Below are 25,888 nucleotides of genomic sequence, written 5' to 3'. Positions count from 1 at the left end.
TCCATCATTTATTCACAGGGCCTGAATGCGCCCAACCAGTCGGCATTCAGCATCGTCTGCTTCCCTGCGCGGCTCGCCGTACATACGTCGCGTAGGCTGATGCGGATATCCACTGATTCTCCGCTGACGTGCTGGATAAACCCTTGCGAACCCTAGGGGTTCATCTACTCGATTGACCTTAGCATTTTTGCTTTCGCATTTCTTGGGCGTGCACCGAAATCATCGTTTTTTTGGTTACTTTAGGTATCCCCGCCGAGCCGGTCGAAGTGGGTGCCAGTCCAAGACCGCAATCCCCGCGTTGCCGTCACTCCCAGGATGGCTCAACCGCCCGTAAAACAGCCATTTGGTCTGTTTTTGGCGATGTGTCGACCCGGCTTCTGTACTCGTCGCGCAAAAACGCCATTCAGTTCGTTAATTGGCAAAAAGCGCGCGATGTCGTCCTTTTGGCGCCTGAAAACCGACTGCAAAACCTATGAAAGCAGTATCTGAAGAATGATCCACTGCGTAGCAGGGGTTTTCCGCAGATTGCGAAGGTTATCACGCTATTTCGGTAGTTTATCCATCGTTTGATGGCTAAATGCCAATATTTACACGACTTTACATTTTTGGCCTGTCTGGCACCGCCATCCGTATTTTCAGGTAGCTAGCATCCTGTCGTCAGTGCTTGTTAGTTTTCTTTCATAACATTATTTTGATAATTAGACGATTTCTGGTTTAAGATTACCGCGCTTTCGCTATCCTGACAGCCATGCTGCAGGGGTAGCGCCATGGCTTGGGCTCGCAGGCATGCCTGGGCCCTGTGGCTTGCCGGGTTGGATGGCAGCCCACTTCAAGGACGACGGAGCATTCCAAGGGAATTCGTCGCGAACGATTCAGATCAACCGTCCGCAACTCGATTCAGGTAGGTATTCACAATGGCTCAAATGCCGTTTTCACCGTGCAGCGACCCAAGCAACTGCTCCGATCAGTCGGTTCAGATGCTGGGCAGAATTTTCGGGCCAGTGATCGATAGCCTGGTCGCTGGTACTGACCCTAACGCTGTGGAAGCCGGTGCGAACATCCTTGCCACCATGTTCAGCTTCTTCAACAGCGGCATCCTGATCATCGGGTCGCTGATCGTCTCGTACGTGGCAGTGATGGGGGTAACCAACACGGCCAACGACGGGGAGGCAATGGGCAAGAGCTGGTCGTCCTTGTGGACGCCGGTGCGGATCGTGGCAGGCGGTGCCGTATTGCTGCCGACTACCAGCGGCTACTCTTTCATCCAGTTGATCGTCCTGATGTTCGCCCTCTGGGGCATCGGCTTTGCCAACGGCACCTACAAAGCCGGCATGGCGATTGGCGTGCTGTCATCGGACGGGATCGTTCAAGGTGTCAACCAGGCAGGCAACTTCTATGGCTTGCGTGACTTTGCGCGGCAATACGTAGCTGTTTCGTACTGCGCCAGGGCGGCAAACGCCATCTACGCCAACAGTGGGTCTGGTATCCAGCCCGCTGTCCAGTCCAAGAGCACAAGCCTGGGTAACGGTGAGGTCGAGCAGGTCTACGACAAGCAGACGTTGGTCGATGGGCGTACCGAATACACGTTTTTCCTCAAGGATCGCAATGCGGTAACCAACCTGGGCGGTGGTGAGCCGTTCTGCGGTACCGTGAAGCTGTCTACCTACGCGGCGCAGGCCAAGGACGACCCCATTCCCCAGGCGCTGGAGAAGGTGCATGAACAAACTCAACTTGCGAAAGTGAAAGCGGCCGGCAAGTTGATGGGCGAGCTGGACAAGTGGGTCAACTCATGGCCAGCGACCATCAACGATCCCGGTTGGGACAAGGTCGATTCAAACCGCTTCAATACCATTGTCAAGACGCAGGAAGACCAGATTGCGACGAACCTCGTCAAGGAGGTCACTGACGGCCAGAGCGACGTTGATGGTGGCTTGAAGGATTTCCTGGATACGCTCACGAAAGATGGCTGGGCTGCGGCTGGAGGCTGGTTCCAGCGAGTCGGCATGGTGCGAGGGCAGATAGCCAACGTGCTTGCCGAACCGGTGGGCTCGGTGGGTGCGCCATCCCTTGCGGGGCTGCCCTCGGATGCGCGTTTCTCGCTGCTCAGCAACAGCCTCACCACTGTGACTGAGGCAATCGACAAGAAGGCTGAAGAGAAAGACGATTACACCGGTGCAAAGGCCGCCAAGGCTGATGACCTGGCGAGCCTCATCCCCAAGGACCCACACAGCAATATCAACGTAGGGTCATTGAGGGCGGACATGGATAGCAAGATGTCCTCGTTCGTCAACGGCATGATGCAGAACGTGGTCGAGCTTGCCACGGGGGCGGGCAGTAACGGGCAGACGCCACTGTGTGGCACGGCAGGGCAGATGGGGGGCTCGCTCAACCGCATGAAGTGCGTGGGCGATTATCTCAGCGTTGCCCGCGGCGGCATACTGCTCGCCGATGTTGCCATCAAGAGTGCTGCGACGACGGTACGGGTGCTGGCCGGTACTCTTTCATCGGTCAAGGCGCTGGGTAACGGTCTGGATCTCGACAAGATTGTCATCCCGCTGTGGGACTGGGTCATGGAAGTGCCAGTCAAGCAGCTCGCGCTGCTGGCGAGCTACATTGAGCCTCTGGCCTTCTACTTTGGCGTATTCCTTCCCAGCTTGCCCTATACGCTGTTCATGATCGTGTTCGTCGGTTGGGTGCTCGCCGTGTTGCAATCCATCATTGCTGCCCCGCTATGGGCCGTGATGCACATGACGCCGGATCGGACGTTCGTGGGTTCGCAGACGCAGGGCTACCTGTTGCTGCTGTCGTTGTTCGCTCGCCCGGCACTGGCCGTTCTGGGGCTGTTTGCCGCGATCTTGGTATCCGACCCTGTGATCGACTACATAGCGCAGGGCTTCTTCGCCATGCGGGGGGCGGTGGTTTCTTCGAGCGGTGGCGTTGGGGTCATTGCCGAGTTCCTGACCTTTGCCTGGTGGTTCATGGTGTTCGGCCTGACACTTCTGCCTGTGCTGTACATGATTTTCGGTCTGCCTCAGACCTTGCCTGACGAGGTGCTGAGGTGGATCGGCGGCGGCCTCGGCAGCATGGGTGAAACCAGCGCAACATCGGAAATGCGCGGTGGCGTAGCCTCTGTGGGGTCGAGGGTGCAAGGTAGTGGCTCGGGCATGCGCCTGGGCGGGGGCCAGAAGAAACTGACGTCTGGGGATGGCAACTCTCCTGATGGTGGCCCCGAGGGCGGTGGGCCGAAAGGGGGTGGGCCGCGCGGTGGTCCCGGAGGCAAGACGCCGCTGCTCAGTGCGAACGGTCAAGGCGCGGGCGGTGCAAGCCAAGGCAGCGATGCCAAGGGTGAGACTGCGTCGACTGACAATCGTACGCTCGGCGAGAAACGCAGCGACGCGGCGGGCGTCGCCCTCGGGCGGGCGATCGCCGGGGGGGCCGCTTCAACAGGCAGGGCCATGCGGGGCGCGGGCAGTGCAGCATTGTCTGCGGGGCGGTCGGGCGTGGAGTCTTGGCGCAACTCTGGGTCCGCGTCCCTGGGTGGCCGGGTGCGTGGCGCTGTATCGGCTGGCGCGCTGACTGCAGGTGCGGGCTTGGCGTCTACTGCAAGCGCCGCCGGCGCCGAGTACAAGCAAGCCTTTTCGACAGCGATGTCGGAAGGCAAGGCGGCCTACCATGAAGGTGCAGACGCCCGAATCGACGCGTTCAAGGCCTCGCTGAAGGGGGGGGCGCCACCTGCCGGTGGCGACCAGGCCCAGGAGCAGCCTGCCTCGTCTGATGCGGGTGCAGAAAATTCAGCGAGCCAGAATCACCCGTTCAACGACGCTGCGCTGCCAGCCGGAAGCGACTCGGCAAGCGGCAAAGACGGCGATGACGAAGTTCGATGAACAACAGCGCGGTCATGCCGCACATGGCTTGGCACTGAGCGGGTGCAACAATGGTCTGGCAATTTGCCAGTGTTGGCGGAATTTTACCCGCCCCAGGTTGTCTTGGACGGTGACGCGCAATCGTGTGCGTATCTTGATAACTGACTCGGATCGCTTGGCGGAGGCTTGGCATGGATGACAATCAACTGGAAGAGCAGCTTCGACGGCTTCTGACCGGCCTGGCTGACCAGGCCATCGTGCGTGGTGAGCAGTTTATCTACGATGGTGGTGAACTCTACGCTGACGACGTGGCGGAGATCGGGCTGGTGGCGGTGCTGTGCATTGCCCAGACGCTGTCCGAGCGCGCCGGGTTGGGCGGGTTTGGTTATCAGTTCCAGTTGGCTGCACCGGCCAACCCGATCTTTCCGATCCATGCCAGCCCTCCGGAGGTGCTGCCGGACTTTTTCAAGGTGGCGCCTTTTGTATCTGCGGTTTTTCACAGTGAAGTGCTGAATGCCAGGCGGGATCTGACCCTGCTCTACCATGCTGCTGTGCTGCGATTGCAGTAGGTATCCGGAGCATGGTGTTCGGTGTCTGGCCAGGTATTGGCCAATACCAGCGGGTAGCCAGCGCTTTTCCACATTTCGCGCAAGGAGTTTTTATGCACGACGAAGACAGTTCAAATGAAGGGAATGGCCCAGCCGTGGAGTTGCCGCCTGGTGTGTTTCCACCGATGGCGGGCTACACCATCGGAGATCTTCTGGCGGTAGCCAATGCCCCTTTCGAGGCATTGCTGGAAAATCAAGATATCGACCCTGGGCTGATTCGTGAAACGGTTATTGCGCTGGCCCAGCACTTGTACGCGGCATTCGAAAGAGAGGACGCCCAGTACCAGATTGCCACGTGGTATCAAAAGCCCTATGACCAGCCTGGGAAGCGCCAGCGCAGTATCGAGATCATCGCAGAGCAATTCGGCGTCATCACGCTGAAGGCGACGGCTGAATCATTGAAGGGATCGCCGTTGCTCGGCCTGGGCAAGGCGTTCTATCTGAGCCTTGTCGAGGCAGCCGGGCAGGCCATAAAGACGCATATTCTGAAGTTGAATCAGGGCTGATGGCGGCAGTTTGTTCATAGGGATATGAAGTGAATAATACAGTTTATTTTAGTGTCTACATGGATGGCACCGATAACAACAAGGACAGGGACACGCCGCTCGGTGGCCATACCAATGTGGCCAGGCTTTATGAATACGACACCGCACACGGCACCAACCTTTCCCTCAACTCCAGCGCTGTGCCCGGCAAGTATGGCCCTGGCGGCATTACCGGCCAGTCGGAGAAAATTTATCTTGATGGGGTGGGGAGCCAGAAGGGTAATACGCCAATCGCCTTGATCGAGCGAGGTACTGGGCGGGGCAGCCAGAACCGGATCGAGCAGGCTTATGATGCCTTCGTCACGTTCTGCAACAAGAACCCTGATCTGAATATTGAATTGAATGTGATCGGCTTCAGTCGAGGGGCGGCGCAGGCCCGTGCATTTACCAACGAGGTGATCGACCGTGGCGTGCCCAGGCTCGACAGCCAGTGGAAGGCCACGGACGATTACTTGATCCCGCCTGGTCAGGCTGAAATCAACAAGCTTGCCATTTTTGACACGGTTGCCTCGTACGGTATTCCCACTACAGAAAGCCACGTCCGGAAAAACCTGGAGATCAGTAGGAACGTCAGGTCCACCACGCACTTGGTGGCAATGCATGAATACCGTGCGACATTCCCTTTGACCAGCGCGCTGCGCAATGACGACAACTCGCGTATCGAAGAGGTCAGGTTTGCAGGGGCTCATTCGCAGGTTGGGGGTGGCTATCGGAATGACTTGCTGGCCGCTGGCCCGCTGGCATTCATGTATGACCGCTTGAAGTCAGCAGGCGTGGAGTTGGGGGCTTTTCCGGCCAAAGAGCTTGAACGCATCGAGCAATATAATGCGTTGATCAAAGACCCCGAGCGGTTGCAGGATGCTTTGATTGACTCTCGCTTGCTCAAGGGTAATGAAGCGTTCAAGAGGGAAGAGGACGGGTCTTACACCCGTATCAATAACCGACCGTTTCCTGCCGAGAGCGGCACATGGAATTTTATCGGGTGGGAAGGCGCGCCCGGTTTTCTGGCATGGCAACAAAAACCATTCGACCATCCCGTGGGTGGTCGTAAAGTCATCTTCGAAAATGATCGCTCGCTCGCTGCTCCGCTCATCCAGCAAATAGGCAAGCATGTGGGGCAGACGCTGGCTGGGTGGGACGGCAAGGTCAGCGCCCCATCGTCCGAGCCGGATAACACTTCAGAAAGCATGGGTAGCACCATGGCGCTGATCGATGACGACTTCGATGCCATTGCTGCCGAGTCGCGCAAGCAAGTGGCAGAGCTCTCGTCATTGCTCGCGGCCTCAAAGCCTGAGGTCGAACATATCCAGCGCCTGGCCCTGAAGGAAGTTCCTCTACCCGGCGCGAGCGTGTCGGCAAAGTATGCAGTGCTTCGGGTCGACCCCGAAGGCTCTTCTGCCTTTGCTGACCTGGGCTTTGGCTACGAGGCCGCTCGCATTGTTGCCGATGCCGGTGATTTCACCGGCAATCGAGGATCGCTGAGTATCGATGAACCGATCGCGCTCCACGATACCAATGGCAACGTGGTGGGGAGCCTGGAGGCCGTGCGTGAGGCGCCGACATTCGCGGGTGAGCGCGGATTCCTGGTTGCGATAGACATGCAGGGCGTGGCGCCGGGTGCGCAGGCGGGGTTCATTCGCGATGGTCTCACTCAGGTTGCGCAATGGATTGTCGAACGGCCGGAGGGTAGCTTGAAGGACGAATTCGAAATTGCCCGGGCAGATGGCAGGCCACTGGTTCGTGCCATGGTTGACTGCCCTGTTGTGCCCGAGCAGCAGCGAACCGTTACCTGGGAGGCTCCAGAGCCCTGAGTGAGCCAAGGCTGTTACGCAATACGGGCGATGGCAAACACTGCAGTAACGCTTTTTGCAACCTGCTTGCTTAGAATGCACCTGTTGCCGGCGAGGGTCGGCCAGTCAATCGGTAAGGGTTAGAAGATGAAAATCCACAAATACCAGCCAGGCGGCTTCATCGAGGTTGATGACATGGCGGGTGGTCGCCGTGTGGGTATGGTCTGCAAGGACGGCGTGACATTTTGGGATTTGCTCGATTCCGAGCGCTGCACGCCGCTGACGATTCATCCTTCAATGAATCCGCAGGCACTGGGTACCTTGGTCCAGTTCAGTCAAGACAAGGGTTTGGCCAGCGCGACCCAGGCGCTGGTCGGTTACCTGCAGGCAGCCGGGGATCCGCGGCTGAATGCTGACCCGCTGTTCGTAATGCGTGCGCTGTGGTTTGTGGCACAGAAGGCTGCCGGGGTTGGCGGTGCTCCTGATGAGGCAACCTTGCTGTGGGCTTGCGAGCAGGCCAGTGCCCAGGAGCAATCCGCTGCCCGTATTCATCAACTGGCTGGGCAGTATTGCGCTAACTGAGAAGGCGACGCTTGCCCCGCAGTCAGTCGGGGCTTGGTGCGTCAGGCGTAGAAAGGTTGGCGAGTTGGCGCTCATGAAGCGCCGCGTAGCCATCGACTGTGGCGCGCAGTGTTTGCAGTGAATGCCTGGAAACGGCGCCGGGGCTATGTTGGGCGAGTGCTTCGTACACACTTTGGGCGTCGAGCTGGTGCACGCCGAAGGCTTCATCCAGGGTGGCCTGCTCCACGGTTTGCCAGTCCACTTGTGTCGCCAGCTCAACGCGCAGGGCGGCTGCCGCGTGTTTGCCGAAAAGGTGTGCCACGCCGGCTTTTGCTTCCAGCCCTGGCAGGGCTTCAATACGCGCGCGCAAATCTTCCTGGCGCGCCCGGCGCTGCACGGCCGCCCCCGGCGACGCCAGTTCGACGAGCACTTCACCTACATCGGTAAAGCCTTCGCTGGCGAAGATTTGCGCGACCTTGTGTGAGCGTGCTTCCTCTCTGGGCAGAAAGATCGCCATGCCGTTGTCGTACGGCGGCGGCAGGTAGCCCCAATAATGAGTGGCCTTGAAGTCGCGCAAGGCATCGAGTGCTTCAGTGAAGAACGCGTCCTTGTTCACGGCATAGATAGCGTACTCCTCGTTCAGCCGGGAGGCGGCCTCGGCATCAAGGCCGTTGCGGACCAGGCGGCCGTGCAGCGTAACCGGTTGCTGCAACTGCGTGGCGATATGCCGGGCGGCGACAAAGTGGTGCGAGCCGCCGCTGTTGGCCAGGTACAGGCCATCATCCCAGTCGTAGCGCACCATGAAGTCGCTGCCACCATGCACGATGCCCATCTCCGGCCAGCGCAGGTTCTGCGCAAGCCCCTCCTGGCTCATGTCGCGAGTGAACGCCTGGCAGGCCTGCTCTGCCATCTGCTGCAGGGAGAAAAACCTGTACAGCTCGGATTTGGAGGCGGACAGGCCGGTTACATCACTGATGTCACAGGCAAATTCATGCAGGGTTTCGGTCTTGCCCAGCCCCGCCAGTGCGGTGATCTGCCGATGCTCGCTCTGGTAGTGGCCGTTGCTTGCGCGCCAGCCCCTGACCTCACCGTTCTGTTCGCTGCCCTGGCCAAAACCGATACGCTGCGACCACTCATGCCAGCGCACCACGCTCGATGAGGCGATGACGGCGGCGGTGTCATCCACCCGCATGCGTAGCCTGGGGGTGTCGGCGATGACCCGGCGTAAACGGGCAGGGATGCCCAGGTCGTCCTTGACCGTTTCCAGAAACTTTGCAGCAAGTGTCCTGAAGCTCATGGCGTGACTCCCTTCAGCCCCTACAGGTTCGCATGGCGTTACTGGGTGGCGCGCTGCACTGCGTCCGCTGCCTTGCGGGCTGTGCTCTTGATGGTCTTCACCACTGTACGCATGTCGTACGAGCAGCTGATGTAGGTGTCGTTGCCATCCTCATACAGCCACAGGTCGTGGTTACCGACTTCTTTCTTGTACTGGCCGAATTCGTCTTTGGGGATGTCGGCCAGCTTGGCCACCGCCTGGATACTCTCGCCCGTGAACGCCCCGGAGTACGTATCGAAGTCACCTTCGCCATTGGACCCTGGGTGCATTGCAAGCTTGGTCACGGCGCGGCCGAAAACGTCAAGCGGGTTCGGCACGGTGTACTCGCCGTCGGACAGGTCCGACGCCTGCACGATGGCCTTGCCGTTGGCGGCCTTGACCAGCGCCTCGAATTGTTCGGGGGAAACGTTGCGCTTGCAGGTCAGGGCCTGAGTGATGCGTGCATTGGCTTCGGCCTGATCGATTTGCACGGCGTATGCCGACGTGCAGGCGAGCGAAACCAGCAGAGGCAGGGCGAGTTGCAGGGCTTTCATGCGTCAGATCCTTCTGGATGACAGAGTTCTATCAATTCAGGTTGTTAGAAAAACGTTTTTTAGATGCTAGGAGTGTGCGCTACGCCGTGCGCGTGGTCAAGTGAGTCCGCGTCCGCTGCGAAGACTCAAACCTTGACGGCATAAGCCTTCAAATTCATACTCACCATCAATATCAACATTTTTCTAACAAGTTATTTTGACAAACGACAGGGTGTCGGACGTTGGCTAGTACGCAGCGAGGGTTGTCCTGAACCTGGCCGCGCAGTCGACCCTTACAAGGAGTTTTCAGGCATGTCCTACGCATTACCTCCCCTTGCCGTGGAGCCGGGCTTCAGGGCCGTGGGCGATCGTCGCGCAGCCCTGTGGCTGCTGTCGGTGCCCCTGCTGGTGGCGCTGGTCGCTTTTGCCATTGCGGTGGTTGCCACCCTGATGGGTGAAATGGCCCAAGGCTCACCGCGCTTCTACGCTGCCGCACTGTCCTATTCAGCACTGTTGCTGAGCGTCATGTTGCTGCCTGCCTACCTGCTCAGCCTGAGCTGGTACGCATGGTGGACGCGTGAGGGCGACCATCGCCGACTGCGCCTTGGCCTGTGGCTGGCACCGCTGGTGGGGCTGCTGTTCGCCTGGTTCCCGGCCACGCTGGTTCCCGGGCTTCAGCCGCTGGGCCAGGATGCAATGGATCCACTGCGTACCTATTTCCTGGCAGGCATCCTTGTATTGCTGCTGGGGTATGCCTGGTCGGCCATCGTTTTCGTGATCCTGCGATATTGGAGAGATGTATGAGCACCCCCGTTTCCACCCCTCGCCGGTTGTTGCCGCTGGTAGTGGCCGCGCTCTCGGTGGCACTTGCACCGAAGGCTTTCGCAGGGTTCGAGCTGGTGGAAAGCCCCGCCGCGCCGGTGCCCTACGTAGCACCCTCGGCGCAAGGGCAAAACACCGCACAAATGCAGCAGACCATCAACGCTCTGAACAGCGAGGTCCAGAGCTTGCGGGTTCGGCTGGCTGCGGCCGAAGCCGACGCCAATGGCAGCCGTCAGGAGCTTTTGGCAATCCGGGCGCGGCAGGACCAGATCCAGTCTTCGATCAACCACATGACGCTCAATTTTGCCTTCGGCCACTCACGCTTCAGCCCCAGCGCCGAGGATGGCGACGTTCTGGTGCGCTCGGCGCAGGACGCGCTGCAGGTGAAGATCGTCGGCTTTACCGACAGCGTGGGCACGGTGCAAGCGAATCGCCGGGTCGCCTTGCTAAGGGCGCAGGCGGCGAAGATGTACCTGGTTCGGCGGGGGGTAGCAGCGGCGAAAATCAGCGCCGAGGGCCAGGAGGGCGACTTCATCGCTGCGAATGACACCCCCGGTGGCCGTGCAGCCAATCGCCGGGTTGAATTCGAGTTTTTCGGCCAGTACCAGGCTAACACGGCCCTCGCTCGCTAAGCGGCAAGGGCCGCGCCATCCGGTCAGGCCTGCAGGCGAATGTTGTCGAGGAACAAGCGCGCCTCGGCAGCGGCAGCGATGGTGGCGTCGGCAGGCGCCTCCCAGGCTACCCCGTTGTAACGCAGGCTGTAGCTCTCGCGGCAGGGGTGAAAGCCGATATGTGCCCAGTCGATGTCTTCACTGCCCACCCACTCGCCGAGAATCTCCGACCTGGCGACGCTGGCGGCCCGCCGCTTTTCGATCTGCCCGACCACGTTGGCAAACAGGCAGAGGTTTTCCAGGTCGATGCTGACCGAGGCGGGGCCGATGTTCAGCACGCCACCGTCATTGCCCGGCGCGGGATGAAATGCACAGTGAAACTGATGGGTCATTGGTACATCCTTGAGTTTTGGGCTGCAAACATACAAAACACGAACGACTGAGGTTTTGGACCTGGCAGCAGGTTGAAGTTCAGTCTAGTCGAGCCGTTGCGCGGGAGTGGGACCATGTATTCGTTGTATGAACTCGAGGCTTTCGTGGCGCAGGCCATCAGTGGCGATGTTCTCGCCCAGGCGGGGGGCGGCTTCGTCAGCGTGATGGCCAAGAGTGCCCCGGCCATCCAGAAGGACATTCCGGCAGCTTTCGAGATGTACACACTGCTGGAGCATTTCCTCAAGTCGCTGCCCATTCGTCAGGAAGCGATAGGCTTCGGCTCGCGAACGCTCGATCTTGAACCAGGCATTGTCGTTGATCCTGACGGGCACAAGGTCGTTGCCCTGTTGCCGATCCAGGCCGGGCAGCTTGGCGAGGTGGCCTTCTGGCTGGCCGACGCGCTGCCCAGCCGGGAGGTCAAAACCATGCCTGGTATCCTTGCGTTGGTGTTCAGCGTGGAAACCCACGAAGATATAAAACACTTGCTGCCCGAATGGATGGCTGCTTTTTATGTCCAAGGCGAGGCAAGGCACTGTGTACCGATCCTGGCGCTGAAGTCGGTGCTGGAGGACAAGCGTTTCGGTGGCGATTGGGTAGCGGTTGCGCTGCATCGGCTGGCCAATTTTGCCTTGCCTCAGGCCGAAGCCCAGCAAGCAGCTGGGAGCGAGGTAAAGACCACGCGTTGAACCCGCTCGACAGTATCGGGTTTGGCATTGACCAGAATCTAGCGGCGCATGCTCCGGCGGCGCGCCGATCCAGGGAGATGGCGAGATGGACCATAACTGGGCTGCACGCAAGGGCAACATGAGCCTGGATGGCGGTTACAACGGCTCTGTTCAGCAGGCCATTGCCAACCTCCATGTAGGCCGCGATCAAGGGCGGCAGGAAGGGCGGCAGCAGGGTTATCAGGAGGGCTACCAGGAAGGCCGGGGGCATGGCCGCCAGGAGGGCTTCAGAACGGGTCGCTCCCAAGGCTATTCGGAAGGCTGGAATGCCGGCGTGGCGCGTGCAAACGAGAAGCTGGAGCCACTGCGTGGGTATGTTCGGCAGTATTTTGAAGAAGCCGTACAGCTCAGGGGCGAAGCAGAGCGCCTGCGCGAACTGATCCAGCTGATGCACGGGCAGATGTCGCAGATGGCGCAAGCGGTCCGCGCACCGGGTGCCCAGGGCGACCGCGAGTCAAGCCTCGCCGAGGAGGTTGTCGCGCTCAGGGAGGCCAACCGGTTGCTGCACTCCACAATTGAAGCGATGGAGACGCAGTTCCAGTCCACCTTTGCCCAGTCCGGCCTGAAAACCCAGCAATACAACCGAACCCTGGTTTTCGCGCATGCGGCACAGGGGGTGCTGGAAGAGCTGGTTGGCGAGGACACCCCTGATGCGCAATCGATACGTGAGCGTTTCGTCGCGCGCTATCAGCAGGAAGTCGAGCTGGGGTTGCGCGAGGGAGACATCCAGCTAGCCCCGGAACTGGATGAGGCGTTCGGCAAGCAGTTGCCGGAAATGCAGCGGTTCATCATGGGCATGCTGCAGCCGGCAGCACCGCGCCCGGATGCTGACGATCTTGCCCCGACGCCATGAATGACATGCGTCAACCGAGGTCGGCTGCATCGCGTTCAAGGCCGCGCCTGCAGGGATTGCACCGGTGGCTAAGGGTTCGGCTGTTCCGCTGGCGGGGCTGAGGGTGGCGGGTAGGGTGATTCGTGGCCTGGGTTGGCTGGGCTACCGTCTGGCATGCCGGGGTTTCCAGCCGCCGGGTCCTCGACAGGAACGCATACCAAGGCCGTGCGCACCTGAGCGGGGTATTGCTGCATCTCGTAGCCATAGGCGGGCGGCTGTCGCATTTCCGGTGCCTGGCATGTCCCTTCGACCACTCCTTGGCGAGGGGTGGAGAAATCACAACGCTCACCTTCGTAGCGGTTCGAGCACGACCGGTAAGCCGAAACCGGCGTGACCTGCTTGGGTACCGGCACGTAGATGGTGGTATTGCGCGGTAGCTCGCGCCATTGCTCCTCGGCCGCTGCGGGGGCTTGCTGGGCATGGGCCGCACTCACCAGGGCCCACGCGCTGAATGTCAGCATGAGTGACAGGGTCGCTTTCACAGGCACCTCCAGGCATCACATGCCAGGCTCGTAGTCCGAGCCGCTGCGGTTCTTTGGCACAGGGTCGCTGTGGTCCAGGCCGGCATTCACTTCCACGCCGCGCTCTTTCATCTCGCCGATCATGTACTCATAGCCGACCATGAAGTGAGCCAGGTCGTAGCCTGGATCGGCCTCCTTGATCTTCGAAGTCAACTCGACGATTTCCAGCTTCACCGGGTCAGGCGTCTCGTCGGTATCCCAGTTGGTCGAGCTGGCTTCCAGTTTGTTCAGGTGGAAGGACTGGCTGAAGGCCTTGCCTTCCACCGTGATGTCCTTGGACAGCTTTTCATACAGGTTCCGGCCACCCAGGCCTTCTTCCAGCTTGCCGTCGATCACTCGCAGGAAATCCAGGTGGGCTTCCGGCGTGGCGGTGATTTCTTTCCAGCTGCTGTACTCGGTCATTCCGTTCTCCTTGCTTGGATGATTACGTGCGCCTTCATGGCTCCATCTGGGCACCGGCTGAGTTGCGGCCAAGTGTTCTGGCCGGCTGCCTCAAGGGGTGAAGTCGTTGCCCTGTGAAGGGCCCGAAGACTTGCCGCGAACCAGGCTGACGATGCTTTGCACCATTTCCTTCAGGCGTTCGCCAATACGCTGCATCACATCTTTGAGGCGTTCCAGGTGCGATTGCGTTTCGCCCTCGAAAGCCGGCATGTTGCCCGCATTGCGGTGCATGCTCTCGCTGGAGCTTTCCAGCCGGTTCTTCAGCTTGTCGTAGTGCGGGTTGTCTTCGGTTTCCGGGTTCAGCAATTCTTCCTGTGCGCGCCCGTACTGCCGGGCCCAGCCGGTGAGGGCCTTGTCCATGGCTTTTTTGCTGTTCTGGGCGTCGGGCGACTCGCCTACGGCTTCGACGAATTTTTCGTGCAGGTCGGTGTATTCGCCGTCGGGTTTCATCTTCTCGATCACTTCGGGAACGCTCAGGCCGGTTTGCTCGGCGCGGGTTTCGATCTGCTCGCGTACCTGAGGCATGTTCCCCGCGTTCCAGAAGGCCGTGTGGGCTTTCTCGTAGTTGTTCGCGGCCTTTTCAACCTGATCTACCCGGTACTCGGAAAGGCGCGGCAACACCTGCACGCGTCCGGTCATTTCGTCCGCTGAGCCGGGCTCTACCGCCGCGCCGTGTTTTTCTGCAGTGGCCGATTGCGCCGAGGGCACCTGTGCATCCTGAGCTTGCCCGTCCCCACGCAGGGCAGTGGCCAGGGCACTCGCGCCCTTGCCGATACCCTGCATGGCGGCGCCGGTGAGCGAGGCTACACCCCCTACGAGCTGGGCGCCGCCCCTGAGCAGTGATTCGGCACCGTTGGCTTCGCGCGGGTGCTGTGGCTGCTGTTTCGCGGGTTCTGCGGGTTTCGGCTCCTCTGCAGCCTTGCTCGCGTTGGTGTCGAGAAGGGCTGCGTTGATGCGCCGTACTTCATCAGGGTCGAGGGAGGACCCTTTGGGTTTCACCTCTCCGGCAACCTTCATGATGGCGTCAAATGCGCTTGGGTCGATATCTGGCACAGCGCGTGGCGACGGCCTGGCGTTTGTTTTCTGGCCGTCATTGTGGGCCTGCAGGGCCGCCGCATCGATCGAATGCACGCTCCAGCTACCTTGTGGCGACTGTTCGCTGCCTGCGTCGGGGCCCCCCTGGTAATCCAGTTGCACGGGTTTGCCGACGGCAGGCGCGGTTTCGCGCATGGCCTGTTCGAGGCCTGCCCCCCAAAGGGTCTGTTCACCGGCAGGTGTTTGCAGGGTTACGTAGTAGCTAGCCTGGTTGGCAAGGTCATTTTGATAGGGTGCTGCGCCATGATGGACCAGGATGCCTGCATAACTCCGCCCTGGCTGGGCTGTTTGCCCGGCAGCAGAATCAGCGACGGCTTGTTCAGGCTTATCGAGTTCTTTGGGTTCCATCTGTGTTTACCTTTCGTGGGCGCCGCGTTATTCAATGGATCTGGAAACAGCTCCTGTCTGGGCACGCTGCTGGGCCCCGTCGGTCTGCATCCGTTGACCTGCCAATTTCTGCGACGCGTAAACGGCAAGCAATGCTTCAACTTTTTCCTTCTTGCGATAAATCGCTTCCGACAAATAATTACCGACACCGACCGCCCGGTTGTAGTCGACCCACAGAGCTCGGCTGGAAACATGGGTGATACTGTTGTTCCACTCGGCATCGCTGAAGCGTCGGGTGGCTTCGGTCGCCAGCATTTCTGAAACCGACATGGTGTCGTAACCACCGATAGGGGCGGTCGGCAAGGCACCATAGCCATCAGCGTCGGACAAGTACATCGCGGGCGTCTTGCCATCCGCTTCGGCCAGCGCTGCGTCGGCGTTGGCTGCTGCCACCTGGACAGGCTCAGCCGTGGAGTCTGGCGCAACCCCGCCCGAAGGTACATTACCGAAAAGGATCTGGTGCTGCGCCTTGGTGTCCTTGCCGAGGATTGGATAATGCTCGGGATGACCATCCTGGATGGCGTAAGTTTGGCAGAAATAGGGGGCCGGGTCAGTCTTCCAGCCAATGCCAGCCTGCGGGGTGACCACGGCGGAAGGCAACTGCGCCGGGTTGAATGGCCCTCGGTGAGCATTTTCCCTGAACGCCTTGGCCCTGGCGTCGTCTTTTTTCGTGGTGCCGTAGGTGAAGTGCAAGTGTTTCGCCATGGTCGTGCTGGGGGTGTTGCCTGACAGGCCCAGCTGCTGGCCCGGCTTGACCGTGACGCCCTGCTTGATGCCGTTGGCGAAGCCGCTGAGGTGGTAGTAGGCGACGATATCGCCATTGGCCCGCTGGATCAGTATCGCGTTACCCGCAGACCTCCGAGAGCCAGCGAAGGTGATCTTGCCCTCGGTGGTGGCGTACACCGGTTGCGATGTACCGCTGGTGGAAAAGTCCAGGCCATCGTGCATGTGCGCTTTCTGGTTGGCCGAGCCATGGTTGGCCGCGCCGCCACCCCGGAACTTGCCGAAACGACCGGAAACAATTTCCTTGTCGGTGGGGGACACCATGCAGGTGTCCGCAATGGCGCCGTGGGCACACACCAGCAGGCTCAGGCTGGCGAGGCTGCGCACGATCATTCTGTTCATCCCTTGCGCTCCGTCACTGCACGCTCTGCTGCACGTTCTGCTTGGCGGCATTTGCCGCTGCCTGGCTGGTCTGGGTTTGTGCACCCGCGGCAGTTACAGACATGGACACCAGCGAAGCGAGTTGGGCTTCCATGCTTTCGTACTGGCGATATTGTTTTTCCTGGATGGCCAGGTCCAGCGCCTTGATCTTCAGTATCTCGATGAGCGCGCCTCGCTCGTTCTGTGCGGACATGACCCGGGCCCAGCTGTCATATTGAGGCGTGTTTCCCGAATAGCGCTTGACCTCGGTGCGAAAGTGCACGGCCAGTGGCAGGTCAGTACCTGTTTCCTTGCCTTCCACGCCGGAATAGTCGAGCTGGATCGCCTTGAGGCTGGCAAGTGCCGGCGACACCAGCGCATCCTTGCGGGCCTTGGAAAGCGCGTAGTCTTCGGTGGCGGCGGATTTGCCCGCCGATGCCGGCACCGGGCCGTCCGGCAGGCCGGCCACGTTATTGACGAACCCGACTTTCGCCTGGTACAGCGGCTCGTTTTCCATGACGGGTTCGAACAAGGTGGCCACGGTCAGGTCGGCGCCCGGCAGCGAGCCAACCGATTCGCACATGCCCGAATCTGCCTGGTCCTGGGTGCAGAACTGCTTGCGTGCCTTGACCAGTGCGGTCTGGGCGCTGATGGGTTCGGCGTAGGTGCCTGGTGCGGCCACGATCTCGGACTTGACCCGCTGGCGCACTTCGGTGCCCATGTCGGCATCGCGGGCACTGATCAGCGTACGCGTCGCGTAGACCGAGCAAGGCGAATAACCTTGGCCGAATTCGCCACCGTAGTCGAAGCGTGACTGCTTGACCCGCTGGGTCTGGGCCAGCACCTTGAGCCCCGTCGCCGTTTGCTGGGCGGCATTGTGCCCTGCTTCTGCGATCTGGTTTGCTGCCAGGGCTTTCTGCTTGGTCAGGATCGCGATGGCCGAGGTCAGGCGCTGGCTCTCGGTTTCAAGCAGGGCCGACAGCGAAGCATCCACCCCGGACACCAGGCCGTTGAGTGTCTGGGTGGCGGCAGTGAATGCCGGCGCTACGGTAGTTTCCTGATACTGGGGCGGGCAATAGGCCCAGGCCAGCGTAGAGGTCAGCACAAGCGAAACACCCAGCGAAACCTTCCATTTGCGCGCTTCACGCGCTTCGTCGAAATCCTTTTTCATGGGCACCTCACTGTACCGACTGCGCTGCTGTTTCAGACAACACTTTCTGGTAGCGCGCTTCCAGTGGGGCCTCCAGGCCGTCAGCGGAGGCGATTACCAGCGTTGCCAGGTTGGCGAGCAGCCGTTGGTTCTGCTCGTACTGCTGCTGATGAATCCAGACTTCGAGGCCGCCCATCTTGGCCGCCTCCACCAGCAGCCCGCGTTGGGTCTGGCGTGCCAGGTTGCCCGACCATTCCTGCGCTTCCTTGCCACCGAAGTACTGGTTCACCCGCAGCTTGAGCACTTCATTGGGTGACTTGCCGCCGAACGCGTTGCTGCGGGTGTTGGCTGCGTTGATCATCGACAGGCTGTAGGCTGGCACAGACAGCATCGAGTCCTTGCGGTTTTTCTGCACCATGTAGGTTTCGCCGGCGGGCGTAGCGCCGGCTGCCTTGGCCAGGGCTTCGTCCGGCGCGCCCATCACGTGCTGGATGTAGGCGGTACGCGCTTCGGTAGCCAGCGAATCAGCATCCGCGGCTTCGAACAGCAGGGCGGCGTTGGTGTCACCACCGGGCAGCGTACTGAGCGTGCACAGCCCGGCGTCTGCCTCTGCGGCGGTACAGAACTTGGCGCGGTGCTCTTGCAGGCGTTGCTGCATCGCCTGGCCCGTGGAAGCCACCAGGCGACCTGGGGAGGCATCCAGCTCACCGACAGCTGCCTTGGCCTTGGCTGCCATGCTGGTGAATGCGATGTCCATCGATTTGTTCTTGATCACGGTGCCGCAAGGGTCGAAACCTTGGCCGGTTGCTGCGTTGAAGTCGAGGTAGGCCTTGGTCGCGGCCGCGTTCTGTTGCTGCGCGCGGCTGGCATTGATCAGTTGCTCGGCGGTTTGCCTGCTGTTGTCCGCGACCACACTCGCTGACAGGGCCTCCTGCTTGGTGGCTACGGCCACGGCCGAGATGATCTGCTCGAACTTTATGGTCATCTGGTTACCGAAGGTCGTCCCGAACGTGGTGATGTTGCCGCCCACGGATCCTGACAGCGCTGTGATCTGCCCCGTGGTCCAAAGCTCGGCAGGGCCGAAACCGTAAAGCGCACCGTAGGAAACACCTGAGAGCATTGTCGAACCCACGACAATGCTGGCTAGCTTGAGCCGAAAATTCATATCACTGCCCTGTGAGCATTGGCACGCGACGGTCCGTCACCTGCCCTACGAGAGAGTTGGCAGCCATCGCGGTCATGGCCGAGGCGGCGAGTTGCTGCGACTGGGCAACATTGCAGGCGACGGTGGTGCAGTCGATGTTTGCTTCCGCGCGTTGATCCGTGATCATTGCGGTGTACGCATACGCTGCGGTCTCGCCTTCCGGGGCCAGGGTCATTTCGCTGAACGGCCCGGCGTAGTCGACATCCCAGCCCTGCATGCCGTTGGCGTTGAGCGTGCACATACCCTGCCTGGCTTCGGACACGCTGCAGTAGTTGTCGCGGTGCATGGCCAGGGTTTCCTGATCGGCCGCTGCCCTGGAGCCCACCCGCTGGGAGGAATAGGTCGCCATCAGGCGCGCTGCGTCCTTGTCACGCTGTGACACCGCTTCGACCATCAGCTTGCCTTGCTGTTGGGCAATGCACTTGCTGGTAACCGGTTGCCCCACCGCAGAGTCGAACGAGGTCACGGCCGCCATCGCCCGGTCGGACATGTCGATGGCGCCAACGGCGTTGGAAAGCTGCTTTTTCGAATCGTTGTCCATTTGCGAGATTACGTTGGCGGACAACGCGGTCTGCTTGACGGTCACCGACCAGGCACTCATCTCGCTCTGCATGGTACTGATGAATGTCAGCACCGAAGCCCAGGTCAGTGCCTGGGCCGGAAGCGTCGTAGCGCCCAAGGCAAGGCCAACGGCCAGAACTGCCGCGACTTTCTTCATCGTCAGCCCCCTTTAGTTGAACAGGCCTGCAGCCGACCCGGACGACCCGCTGCCTGATCCGGACGAGGAACTGCTGGTGCTGCTCGAAGTGCTTGAAGAAGGAGTGCTCGCTGCGGGCGCCACAATGCTGGTGGCGGCTGCACTGCCGGTGGTGGTGCCAGTGCCAGTGCCAGTGCCAGTGCCAGTGCTGGTGCCGCCGCCGAAGTCCGTCTGCACGTAGTTGAACGGGTTGACGTCGACCGTGTAGGTGGCCTCGTAGCCGGCAGGGGTACTGTGGTAACTGCTACCCAGTTCCGGGTCGAGTGTGCTCATGCCCTTGCTGACCAGGCCATTGGTCAGCCCGTTCAGGTCCCCCAGGGAAGTGCCGCTGCTGACCTTGCCGATTGCCTGGTTGATAGGGGTGGTAACCATCGAAGAAACCTGCTGTACCGCGGTACAGACCTTCTTCTGCGCATATTTCAACACCGCTTCCTGGGCAGCCGCGAAAATGGCGCCCAGGCTCGGGATGGAGCCGGAGAGGTCGAACAGGCTGCCCAGGCCCCCAAAGCAATCTGCCGTGGCGCTGAACAGCGACTCGACATTGGGTGTTGCCGCAGCCAGTTCGGTATGGATTCTCAATGCGTCGTTGATGGAGGCGCCGATCGTCCCCTCCTTGGTGCCGTCGGCGCAGTCCTGGGCATCGGCCTTGATGGCCTCGGCCACTACGGAGCTCTGCTCCGAGAGCAGCGTGCTCGACGTGGAACCCAGGCTGCTGGTGGCGGCGAATGCCGGCCCGGCCAGCAATAGGCAGGCACCCAGGACACCACCCATCACCGCGCGCTTGCCCACAGATTTGCCTACCGCCAACGCGACAGGGTTCAGTCGTCCGTCATACATCTGCGTAACTCTCCATGATCTGTGATATCTCGCGCAGCCGCTCCCCGGAGAAGATCTCGCTGAGCAGGTGAGCCTTGCTGAAGGCATCCAGCCGGCGGCGAAATGCCGTGAGCTCTGCGGGCTGCGACAAGTCGCCAGCCAGCAGGGGTGCCAGCGCGCCGGTAAATGCGTCGTTGCGCTGTGCCACATACCGCATAAGGTACATGCAGCGCGAAGAGGTGAGGTGGGCCAACAGCTCGGTGAAGGCTTGCGGAACCTGGTGCAGGACGAGTGCGTAGGCCTCGACGAAGGCCTGGATCTCTTGCATCAGCAGCTGGGTTTCGAACTGGTGCGCAGCGGCATCCTCATCGAAATCCACAGCCCAGCGGTCAAGCCGATCCATGCTCATCAGGAAACGCACCAGCTGGGCGTTGCGCGACGACTTGGCAAAATGCCCTAGAACGCCGTGCGCCGTGAGGTCAAGCTGGTCGATAGGCGGTGTGCCCGCTTCGGAGATTGTGTGTTCGTCCATTCCCTGCACTCGATTAAAGCATACTGAAATACGCTAAAAAACATCCTGTTTCTTATTCTGTATCAAAAATTATGGCGTATCAACTTTTTGACATGAGCAAGGCCAGGAAAAGGCTGGGGCAATTGGCCATTATTTCCGGCTGTTTACTCGGGGATGGGTGGCGCCAGCACATTGGCTGGCGCTGTCTAGGCATCTATTCGGTCGGCGGACGGGATGCGAGCGCGGCCCGCGCAGGGCTACCAGTAGCAGCTGCTCACACGTTTACGGGAATGGTGATACCGGTCAGAGAGTTTGCATGGTTCGGCATTTGGGAAATGCCGAGCAGCCCCAGAATTGCTGCCCCGCTTTTGCGCCTGATTTGAAGGTCCTGGCAATGAGGGCATTGCCACATTTAGGGCATTGCCGTTCTGCGTTTGGGTCGCTACGACGTTTGAGGTTCTGCACATGCTCGCGATGAGTCGCAAGGGTGGGCGCTCGACGTCCGGTTTGCAGGGCTTGCAGCATGGCATCCACTTCGGCTTCGGTGAAGACCGGTTGCTGGAACGACTTCATGTAGCGAATGAATTTGCTGCCATGGGTAACGTTGGGGGGCATTTCGGTCTTGAAGGTGCTGTCGCCAACAAAGGTGATCACCGAGTGCAGGTGTTCGGCGCTGACGCCTAGTGTCGCCTCCAGTGCTTTGAGGTGCTTGTAGTTTTGTCGCAATGGGTTTTGGAACTTGAAGGTGCGTTTATAAAGCTTCTGCGTCCACTGTGCCTGCTTCTCGCTGCCAAAAATCCAGCCCCCCATGTTTTTCGTTTCCAGCACAAAGATGCCGTAGACCGAGACGAAGACATGGTCGATCTGAGTGGTGCCATCCGGTGTGTCCAGGGTGATGTTGTGCAGTCGGCGGTAGGTGTGCTCGTCCAGTTTCAGCCATGCGAAATACCGCACCAGCAACTCGCCGAGATAGCCCTTGGTTTCGGGCCTTTTGAGGATGAGTAACAGAATGACGAGTGGGATGAACCAGCTCAGGGTTGCCCAGTTTTGGCTAATGATTACCGCGAAGTCCATTTCTTGACGCTCCATAGATCCTTGAGCCTGCGGACTGTACCGAATCAGGCAGGGTGACACGATGAGATTTGCCCGCAATTTGGCTTTGCGAGGCGACACAGGCGCCCAGTTGAAAATAAATGAGGTGTTTTCTCATTCTCGTTCGGCTTGTAGAGAAGGCCGGAATACAGGCCAGCCCGCCGACCCCTCTACGGAGCGAGAAAATGAGTTCGACCCCGGTTTCACAGCGCCATCCATTGAGCCGTGCTGTGCACGCTGCTTTCCTGGGCCTGGTTGTCAGCAGCTCTGCGCTGCCTGCGCTTGCGCAAGCTGCAAGCGCCGAGCACAACAACCAGGTCCAGCAATGGAACATTCCTGGTGGCCCACTGGCGCCGGCGCTTGACCATTTTGCGCGCCAGGCCGGTATCAGCCTGTCGTTCGATGCGCAGAGCGTAGCCAACCGCAATACGGCGGGTGTGCAGGGTGCGCTGGGTACGTCGGCGGCACTCTCGTCGTTGTTGCAGGGGACCGAGCTTCAAGCTGAGCAGCAAGGCCCGAGTGCTTACCTGGTGGTGCCGCAGCCAAAGCCGGCCGGCCCGCTGGAACTGGGCGCGACCGAGGACTACCGCCTGGCGCCGGTCATCATCAACGCCAAGGTCAAGGCCAGTGCCGACGATGACACCAACTCGGTGGTGGCCAAGGAGCTGTGGGTCGGTGGCAAGGTGGCGACCAGCATCCTCAACACGCCAGCTTCCGTGTCTGTGGTGACCAACAAGGAAATGCAGCAGCGCAGCGTCAGCACTACGGAGGAGGCGCTGCAGTACACCCCAGGTGTGGTCAGCGACTTCTACGGCTCGGACGACCGCAACGACTACTTCCAGATTCGCGGCTTCCAGGCCACCACTTACCGTGACGGCCTGACCTTGAGCTCGATGCGTGGTGTGCGGGAAGACCCGTTCGCCTATGAGCGCATCGAAATTCTGCGAGGCGCCAACTCCACCCTGTTCGGCCCGGCAGACCCAGGCGGCTCGGTCAACTTTGTGACCAAGCAGCCGCGCTTCGAGAAATTTGGCCAGGGCTACGTTACCTACGGCTCCTATGACCATGCCGAGACAGGTATCGATGTAGGCGACGCCCTGAACGACGAACAAACGCTGGCGGGCCGCTTCACTGCCAAGATGCAGAACAGCGACCGTGAGTACGATCACTCGCAGGACGATAACCGGTTCGTGATGGGCGGCCTGACCTGGGCGCCTACCGACTTCACTTCGGCCACGGTGATCCTCGACTACCTGAAGACCAACAGCTCGCCAAACAGCGGTGGCTACCCACTGGACAAGGAATACGACCGCAGCGATTTCTACGGCGAGCCCGGCTACAACTTCCACGATGTCGAGCGCACCAGCCTCAGCGGCAATATCACCCACGACTTCGATAACGGCTTCACGCTGCGCGGCAACCTGCGCTACAGCGAGTTGAGCGATGACTTTGGCTATGTCTATCTGAGCGACAGCGCTTCGCGGGTGGGTACCACCATCCCGCGCTATGTATTCGGCACTGACAGCGATGCCGATCAGCTCAACGGCAACCTGATGCTGCAATACGATGCCCAGTTCGAGCACATCGACAGCAGCACCCTGGTGGGTGTGGAATACCTCGACTCGACCACCAAACAGAGCTCCGTCTACAGCCTGGCGCCCTCCATCGATATCGCCAACCCAGTGTTCACCGGTGTACCGGGCGGCGTAACGCCCTATACCCGCAAGAAGAACGACGCCACCACCAAGGCCGTGTTCCTGCAGCAGAACCTGTCCTTCTATGACCGCTTGATCGCTACAGCGGGTGTGCGTAATGACTCCATGGACCTGTCCAGCACGGAGTACGTCGGCGGGGTGAGCAGGCAAAGCGACAACTTCTCTGAAACGTCCTACCGTGGCGCGCTGACTTACATCGTGAACGATGAAGTCTCCACTTATGTGAGCATGGTGGAATCGGTTTCGCCTCCGCAGGTTGGCGTAACGCCGCAGACTGGCAGGCAGTACGAAGTGGGCGTGAAGTACTCGCCACTGGGCATGGATGCGTTGTTCTCTGCTGCCGTTTATGACCTGACCCAGGAAAACGTCACCATCGCCGTCGTGCTGCCGAGCGGCATCATCGAGCAACAGACGGTGGGCGAGTCACGTGCACGTGGCCTGGACCTGGAAGCCAAGGCGCAAGTCACGCAAAGCCTCAGCCTGATCGGTGCCTATTCCTACATGGAAACTGAGGTGCTGCGCGGTGCGCTGTATGACGGCAGTTCGCTCAAGGGCAAGGAATTCACAGTGGCGCCGAAGCATACGGCTTCGCTGTGGAGCTACTACGACATTGCCAACACGGATGTGAGCGTTGGTCTGGGTGCCAGGTACGTGGGTGGCTATTACATGGATGCTGCCAACACCAAGAAAAGCGACGGCACCACGCTGTTTGACGCGGCGCTGAACTACAAGATTGCCAAGGGGACAGACCTTGCCCTGAATGTCAGCAACCTGTTTGATGAGCAGCATGTGGTGGGGTCGGGGACGGCGAATTACTACAACCCGGGGCGCGAGGTTACGGCCAAGGTGAGTTATAGCTGGTAAGGCCGTGCGGGATGGCACGGGCTGCGCCCGTGTTCGCGGGTAAACCCGCTCCCACAGGTACTGTGCACGCTTCAGGCTTATGCAGTACCTGTGGGGGCAACTGTCTTGTTCAACTCCAAGCGTTTGCTTGATCACTGTGGGAGCGGGCGAGCCCGCGAACACCGGCGCAGCCGGTGCCATCTACCGCGCTGGATTCTTCGCGGGCACGCCCGCTCCCACAAATACTGTGCAGGCTTCAGGCTTATGCAGTACCTGTGGGTCAACTGTCTTGTTCAACTCCAAGCGTTTGCTTGATCACTGTGGAAGCGGGCGAGCCCGCGAACACCGGCGCAGCCGGTGCCATCTACCGCGCTGGATTCTTCGCGGGCACGCCCGCTCCCACAGGTACCGCGCAGGCTTCAGGCTTATGCAATACCTGTAGGAGCGGCTTTAGCCGCGAATACCGGCAAAGCCGGTGCCTTCCGTAGAGACCGCATTTAGCGTGTGCAACGCAAACCAGGCGCTGGGAGTATCTTTGGGAAACGCCCTACAAGAAAGGGGCTAAATCTGATTTCTCTGGCTAGCAGATCCCAAAATTCAGACACAAAAAAAGACGCCCGAGGGCGTCTTCTTCTTTGGATTTGGTGGAGCCGGGGGGATTTGAACCCCCGTCCGCCAGTACTCCGCTGTCGGTACTACATGCGTAGCCGTGTCTATTGATTTAATCCGCAGCCGCCCGACGGGCAGGGTGCTTTGGATGAGTTGTGTAAGTTTTAGTCACTTCGCCCACAACGTGCTACGCGACGATCCTGTTCTGTATGACAATCAGTTCGGGTTTACAGGCATCCCCTAGTGATTGCTGGAGCCGAAGCTACCAGAAGCAACGGGTCAAGAGGGCCGCTTACGCAGCCAGCTTGAACTCCGCGCCGTAGTTTTCGTCATTGGCAACTATAAAAGTTGCAACAGTGGATTTACGAGTTCTGTTACCAACTCGGCATGCACCTAGAGTTTCGCTACCGGCGTCGAATCCTAATCGGCCCCACACTAGCGTTACGCTAACGCACCTTACGGCACGTGGGGTGGAGTATACGCCATTGCGCGGGCGACGTCGACAGCCGGTCCTGTCGCCCGCTTTCAGGCTCACGCGCCGCCGCCACTACCGCTGCCGCTGCCTTTCTCGGTTTTCTCCAGGCGCTCCAGCACTTTGCTGGTGATGGCGATGCATTCCTTGGTGTCGCCCGAGGCCTGGGCGGCCTTGGCTTTGTCGACGTGCTCGGTGAGGGCCTTGTCCAGGCCTTCGGAGGTGGCGCCGGCGGTGGCCATGCTGTCGTCGATCTTTTGCAGGTTGGTGGTGCAGAGGTCATCGGCGGCGAACACCGGCGAAGCCAGCAGGGTGGCGGCCGCGAACAGGGCCGAAAGCGCGGTACCTTTCATGGGTGTCTCCTCTGAGGCCTCTGGAAGGTGGGCCTGTAGGGTGGACTGTGGGGGATTGGCGGGGGTTCAATCGGGATGGTGG

At 60.2% G+C, this 25,888-nt stretch carries 24 protein-coding genes and 1 other RNA gene; 10 read left to right on the top strand and 15 right to left on the bottom strand.

The window, feature by feature from the left end; genetic code table 11:
• The first annotated feature begins 1,001 nt into the window (after window positions 1-1,001).
• The 5 genes from AK81_RS19020 to AK81_RS19000 all read left to right on the top strand — a co-directional run bounded on the left by AK81_RS19020 (window position 1,002) and on the right by AK81_RS19000 (window position 7,388).
• Window positions 1,002-3,884, top strand: a complete 2,883-nt coding sequence (locus AK81_RS19020) for a DotA/TraY family protein (protein WP_241496100.1) — start codon at window positions 1,002-1,004, stop codon at window positions 3,882-3,884.
• Between the two features lie 170 nt (window positions 3,885-4,054).
• Window positions 4,055-4,432 (top strand): hypothetical protein, encoded by a 378-nt coding sequence (locus AK81_RS19015; protein ID WP_043201355.1) that lies wholly within the window; start codon window positions 4,055-4,057, stop codon window positions 4,430-4,432.
• A gap of 92 nt (window positions 4,433-4,524) precedes the next feature.
• Window positions 4,525-4,977, top strand: coding sequence for a hypothetical protein (locus tag AK81_RS19010; RefSeq protein ID WP_043201353.1), 453 nt, complete (start codon window positions 4,525-4,527; stop codon window positions 4,975-4,977).
• A 29-nt stretch (window positions 4,978-5,006) separates the two neighbouring features.
• Window positions 5,007-6,827 (top strand): phospholipase effector Tle1 domain-containing protein, encoded by a 1,821-nt coding sequence (locus AK81_RS19005; protein WP_241496099.1) that lies wholly within the window; start codon window positions 5,007-5,009, stop codon window positions 6,825-6,827.
• Between the two features lie 126 nt (window positions 6,828-6,953).
• Complete coding sequence (locus tag AK81_RS19000) at window positions 6,954-7,388, top strand: hypothetical protein (protein WP_043201349.1); 435 nt, start codon at window positions 6,954-6,956, stop codon at window positions 7,386-7,388.
• Window positions 7,389-7,410: 22 nt separating this feature from the next.
• Here AK81_RS19000 and AK81_RS18995 read toward each other — a convergent pair whose 3' ends face one another.
• Complete coding sequence (locus AK81_RS18995; protein ID WP_043201348.1) at window positions 7,411-8,664, bottom strand: DUF6685 family protein; 1,254 nt, start codon at window positions 8,662-8,664, stop codon at window positions 7,411-7,413.
• Window positions 8,665-8,702: 38 nt separating this feature from the next.
• A complete protein-coding gene (locus AK81_RS18990; RefSeq protein WP_043201345.1) occupies window positions 8,703-9,236 on the bottom strand; it encodes a hypothetical protein in 534 nt (177 codons plus the stop codon).
• 291 nt (window positions 9,237-9,527) lie between these two features.
• On the opposite strand from AK81_RS18990, the gene AK81_RS18985 reads away from it, so the two are divergent.
• The gene (locus AK81_RS18985; RefSeq protein ID WP_043201344.1) at window positions 9,528-10,019 is read left to right on the top strand and encodes a hypothetical protein; all 492 of its coding nucleotides are present in this window, start codon (window positions 9,528-9,530) and stop codon (window positions 10,017-10,019) included.
• Complete coding sequence (locus AK81_RS18980) at window positions 10,016-10,669, top strand: OmpA family protein (RefSeq protein WP_043201342.1); 654 nt, start codon at window positions 10,016-10,018, stop codon at window positions 10,667-10,669. Before AK81_RS18985 ends, AK81_RS18980 begins: the two co-directional genes overlap by 4 nt.
• A 23-nt stretch (window positions 10,670-10,692) precedes the next feature.
• Here AK81_RS18980 and AK81_RS18975 read toward each other — a convergent pair whose 3' ends face one another.
• Window positions 10,693-11,040, bottom strand: a complete 348-nt coding sequence (locus tag AK81_RS18975; RefSeq protein ID WP_043201339.1) for a hypothetical protein — start codon at window positions 11,038-11,040, stop codon at window positions 10,693-10,695.
• Between the two features lie 144 nt (window positions 11,041-11,184).
• Here AK81_RS18975 and AK81_RS18970 point away from each other — a divergent pair, with 144 nt between their 5' ends.
• Both AK81_RS18970 and AK81_RS18965 read left to right on the top strand, forming a co-directional pair.
• Window positions 11,185-11,766 carry a hypothetical protein gene (locus tag AK81_RS18970; protein WP_241496098.1) on the top strand — a complete coding sequence of 194 codons (582 nt, stop codon included), beginning with the start codon at window positions 11,185-11,187 and terminating at the stop codon, window positions 11,764-11,766.
• Window positions 11,767-11,884: 118 nt separating this feature from the next.
• Window positions 11,885-12,658: a hypothetical protein gene (locus tag AK81_RS18965; protein WP_241496097.1), complete on the top strand. Its 774-nt coding sequence runs from the start codon at window positions 11,885-11,887 to the stop codon at window positions 12,656-12,658.
• Between the two features lie 68 nt (window positions 12,659-12,726).
• On the opposite strand, the gene AK81_RS28535 is transcribed toward AK81_RS18965, so the two are convergent.
• The 10 genes from AK81_RS28535 to AK81_RS18920 all read right to left on the bottom strand — a co-directional run bounded on the left by AK81_RS28535 (window position 12,727) and on the right by AK81_RS18920 (window position 21,796).
• The gene (locus AK81_RS28535; protein ID WP_081042107.1) at window positions 12,727-13,179 is read right to left on the bottom strand and encodes a hypothetical protein; all 453 of its coding nucleotides are present in this window, start codon (window positions 13,177-13,179) and stop codon (window positions 12,727-12,729) included.
• A gap of 15 nt (window positions 13,180-13,194) precedes the next feature.
• Entirely contained in the window at window positions 13,195-13,620 is a 426-nt protein-coding gene (locus AK81_RS18960) for a hypothetical protein (protein ID WP_043201332.1), read from the bottom strand.
• Window positions 13,621-13,710: 90 nt separating this feature from the next.
• A complete protein-coding gene (locus AK81_RS18955; protein WP_043201328.1) occupies window positions 13,711-15,102 on the bottom strand; it encodes a hypothetical protein in 1,392 nt (463 codons plus the stop codon).
• Window positions 15,103-15,129: 27 nt separating this feature from the next.
• Window positions 15,130-16,257, bottom strand: coding sequence for a M23 family metallopeptidase (locus AK81_RS18950; RefSeq protein ID WP_241496096.1), 1,128 nt, complete (start codon window positions 16,255-16,257; stop codon window positions 15,130-15,132).
• 22 nt (window positions 16,258-16,279) lie between these two features.
• Entirely contained in the window at window positions 16,280-17,455 is a 1,176-nt protein-coding gene (locus tag AK81_RS18945; protein ID WP_043201325.1) for a hypothetical protein, read from the bottom strand.
• A gap of 7 nt (window positions 17,456-17,462) precedes the next feature.
• Window positions 17,463-18,419 (bottom strand): hypothetical protein, encoded by a 957-nt coding sequence (locus AK81_RS18940; RefSeq protein ID WP_241496095.1) that lies wholly within the window; start codon window positions 18,417-18,419, stop codon window positions 17,463-17,465.
• Between the two features lie 181 nt (window positions 18,420-18,600).
• A complete protein-coding gene (locus AK81_RS18935) occupies window positions 18,601-19,356 on the bottom strand; it encodes a hypothetical protein (protein ID WP_043201321.1) in 756 nt (251 codons plus the stop codon).
• A 12-nt stretch (window positions 19,357-19,368) separates the two neighbouring features.
• Window positions 19,369-20,232, bottom strand: coding sequence for a hypothetical protein (locus AK81_RS18930; protein ID WP_043201319.1), 864 nt, complete (start codon window positions 20,230-20,232; stop codon window positions 19,369-19,371).
• Window positions 20,225-20,743 carry a hypothetical protein gene (locus AK81_RS18925; protein ID WP_043201318.1) on the bottom strand — a complete coding sequence of 173 codons (519 nt, stop codon included), beginning with the start codon at window positions 20,741-20,743 and terminating at the stop codon, window positions 20,225-20,227. Before AK81_RS18925 ends, AK81_RS18930 begins: the two co-directional genes overlap by 8 nt.
• Window positions 20,744-21,025: 282 nt before the next feature.
• Window positions 21,026-21,796, bottom strand: coding sequence for a nuclease-related domain-containing protein (locus AK81_RS18920; protein WP_043201316.1), 771 nt, complete (start codon window positions 21,794-21,796; stop codon window positions 21,026-21,028).
• A gap of 203 nt (window positions 21,797-21,999) precedes the next feature.
• Here AK81_RS18920 and AK81_RS18915 point away from each other — a divergent pair, with 203 nt between their 5' ends.
• Window positions 22,000-24,393: a TonB-dependent siderophore receptor gene (locus tag AK81_RS18915; RefSeq protein WP_043201314.1), complete on the top strand. Its 2,394-nt coding sequence runs from the start codon at window positions 22,000-22,002 to the stop codon at window positions 24,391-24,393.
• 621 nt (window positions 24,394-25,014) lie between these two features.
• On the opposite strand, the gene ssrA is transcribed toward AK81_RS18915, so the two are convergent.
• Window positions 25,015-25,413, bottom strand: a transfer-messenger RNA (tmRNA) gene (gene ssrA / locus AK81_RS18910).
• Window positions 25,414-25,512: 99 nt separating this feature from the next.
• A complete protein-coding gene (locus AK81_RS18905; protein WP_043201312.1) occupies window positions 25,513-25,806 on the bottom strand; it encodes a hypothetical protein in 294 nt (97 codons plus the stop codon).
• Window positions 25,807-25,888: the final 82 nt, after the last annotated feature.

The sequence above is a fragment of the Pseudomonas putida W15Oct28 genome (assembly GCF_000708715.2).
GTDB lineage: Bacteria > Pseudomonadota > Gammaproteobacteria > Pseudomonadales > Pseudomonadaceae > Aquipseudomonas > Aquipseudomonas putida_R.
This window is presented reverse-complemented; position numbering and strand designations above follow the sequence as displayed.

Coding starts and splice junctions, on each gene's coding strand:
- AK81_RS19015 (WP_043201355.1), top strand. CDS start 4,055: ATGGATGACAATCAACTGGAAGAGCAGCTTCGACGGCTTCTGACCGGC.
- AK81_RS19010 (WP_043201353.1), top strand. CDS start 4,525: ATGCACGACGAAGACAGTTCAAATGAAGGGAATGGCCCAGCCGTGGAG.
- AK81_RS19000 (WP_043201349.1), top strand. CDS start 6,954: ATGAAAATCCACAAATACCAGCCAGGCGGCTTCATCGAGGTTGATGAC.
- AK81_RS18995 (WP_043201348.1), bottom strand. CDS start 8,664: ATGAGCTTCAGGACACTTGCTGCAAAGTTTCTGGAAACGGTCAAGGAC.
- AK81_RS18990 (WP_043201345.1), bottom strand. CDS start 9,236: ATGAAAGCCCTGCAACTCGCCCTGCCTCTGCTGGTTTCGCTCGCCTGC.
- AK81_RS18985 (WP_043201344.1), top strand. CDS start 9,528: ATGTCCTACGCATTACCTCCCCTTGCCGTGGAGCCGGGCTTCAGGGCC.
- AK81_RS18980 (WP_043201342.1), top strand. CDS start 10,016: ATGAGCACCCCCGTTTCCACCCCTCGCCGGTTGTTGCCGCTGGTAGTG.
- AK81_RS18975 (WP_043201339.1), bottom strand. CDS start 11,040: ATGACCCATCAGTTTCACTGTGCATTTCATCCCGCGCCGGGCAATGAC.
- AK81_RS18965 (WP_241496097.1), top strand. CDS start 11,885: ATGAGCCTGGATGGCGGTTACAACGGCTCTGTTCAGCAGGCCATTGCC.
- AK81_RS18960 (WP_043201332.1), bottom strand. CDS start 13,620: ATGACCGAGTACAGCAGCTGGAAAGAAATCACCGCCACGCCGGAAGCC.
- AK81_RS18955 (WP_043201328.1), bottom strand. CDS start 15,102: ATGGAACCCAAAGAACTCGATAAGCCTGAACAAGCCGTCGCTGATTCT.
- AK81_RS18950 (WP_241496096.1), bottom strand. CDS start 16,257: ATGATCGTGCGCAGCCTCGCCAGCCTGAGCCTGCTGGTGTGTGCCCAC.
- AK81_RS18945 (WP_043201325.1), bottom strand. CDS start 17,455: ATGAAAAAGGATTTCGACGAAGCGCGTGAAGCGCGCAAATGGAAGGTT.
- AK81_RS18940 (WP_241496095.1), bottom strand. CDS start 18,419: ATGACCATAAAGTTCGAGCAGATCATCTCGGCCGTGGCCGTAGCCACC.
- AK81_RS18935 (WP_043201321.1), bottom strand. CDS start 19,356: ATGAAGAAAGTCGCGGCAGTTCTGGCCGTTGGCCTTGCCTTGGGCGCT.
- AK81_RS18930 (WP_043201319.1), bottom strand. CDS start 20,232: ATGTATGACGGACGACTGAACCCTGTCGCGTTGGCGGTAGGCAAATCT.
- AK81_RS18925 (WP_043201318.1), bottom strand. CDS start 20,743: ATGGACGAACACACAATCTCCGAAGCGGGCACACCGCCTATCGACCAG.
- AK81_RS18920 (WP_043201316.1), bottom strand. CDS start 21,796: ATGGACTTCGCGGTAATCATTAGCCAAAACTGGGCAACCCTGAGCTGG.
- AK81_RS18915 (WP_043201314.1), top strand. CDS start 22,000: ATGAGTTCGACCCCGGTTTCACAGCGCCATCCATTGAGCCGTGCTGTG.
- AK81_RS18905 (WP_043201312.1), bottom strand. CDS start 25,806: ATGAAAGGTACCGCGCTTTCGGCCCTGTTCGCGGCCGCCACCCTGCTG.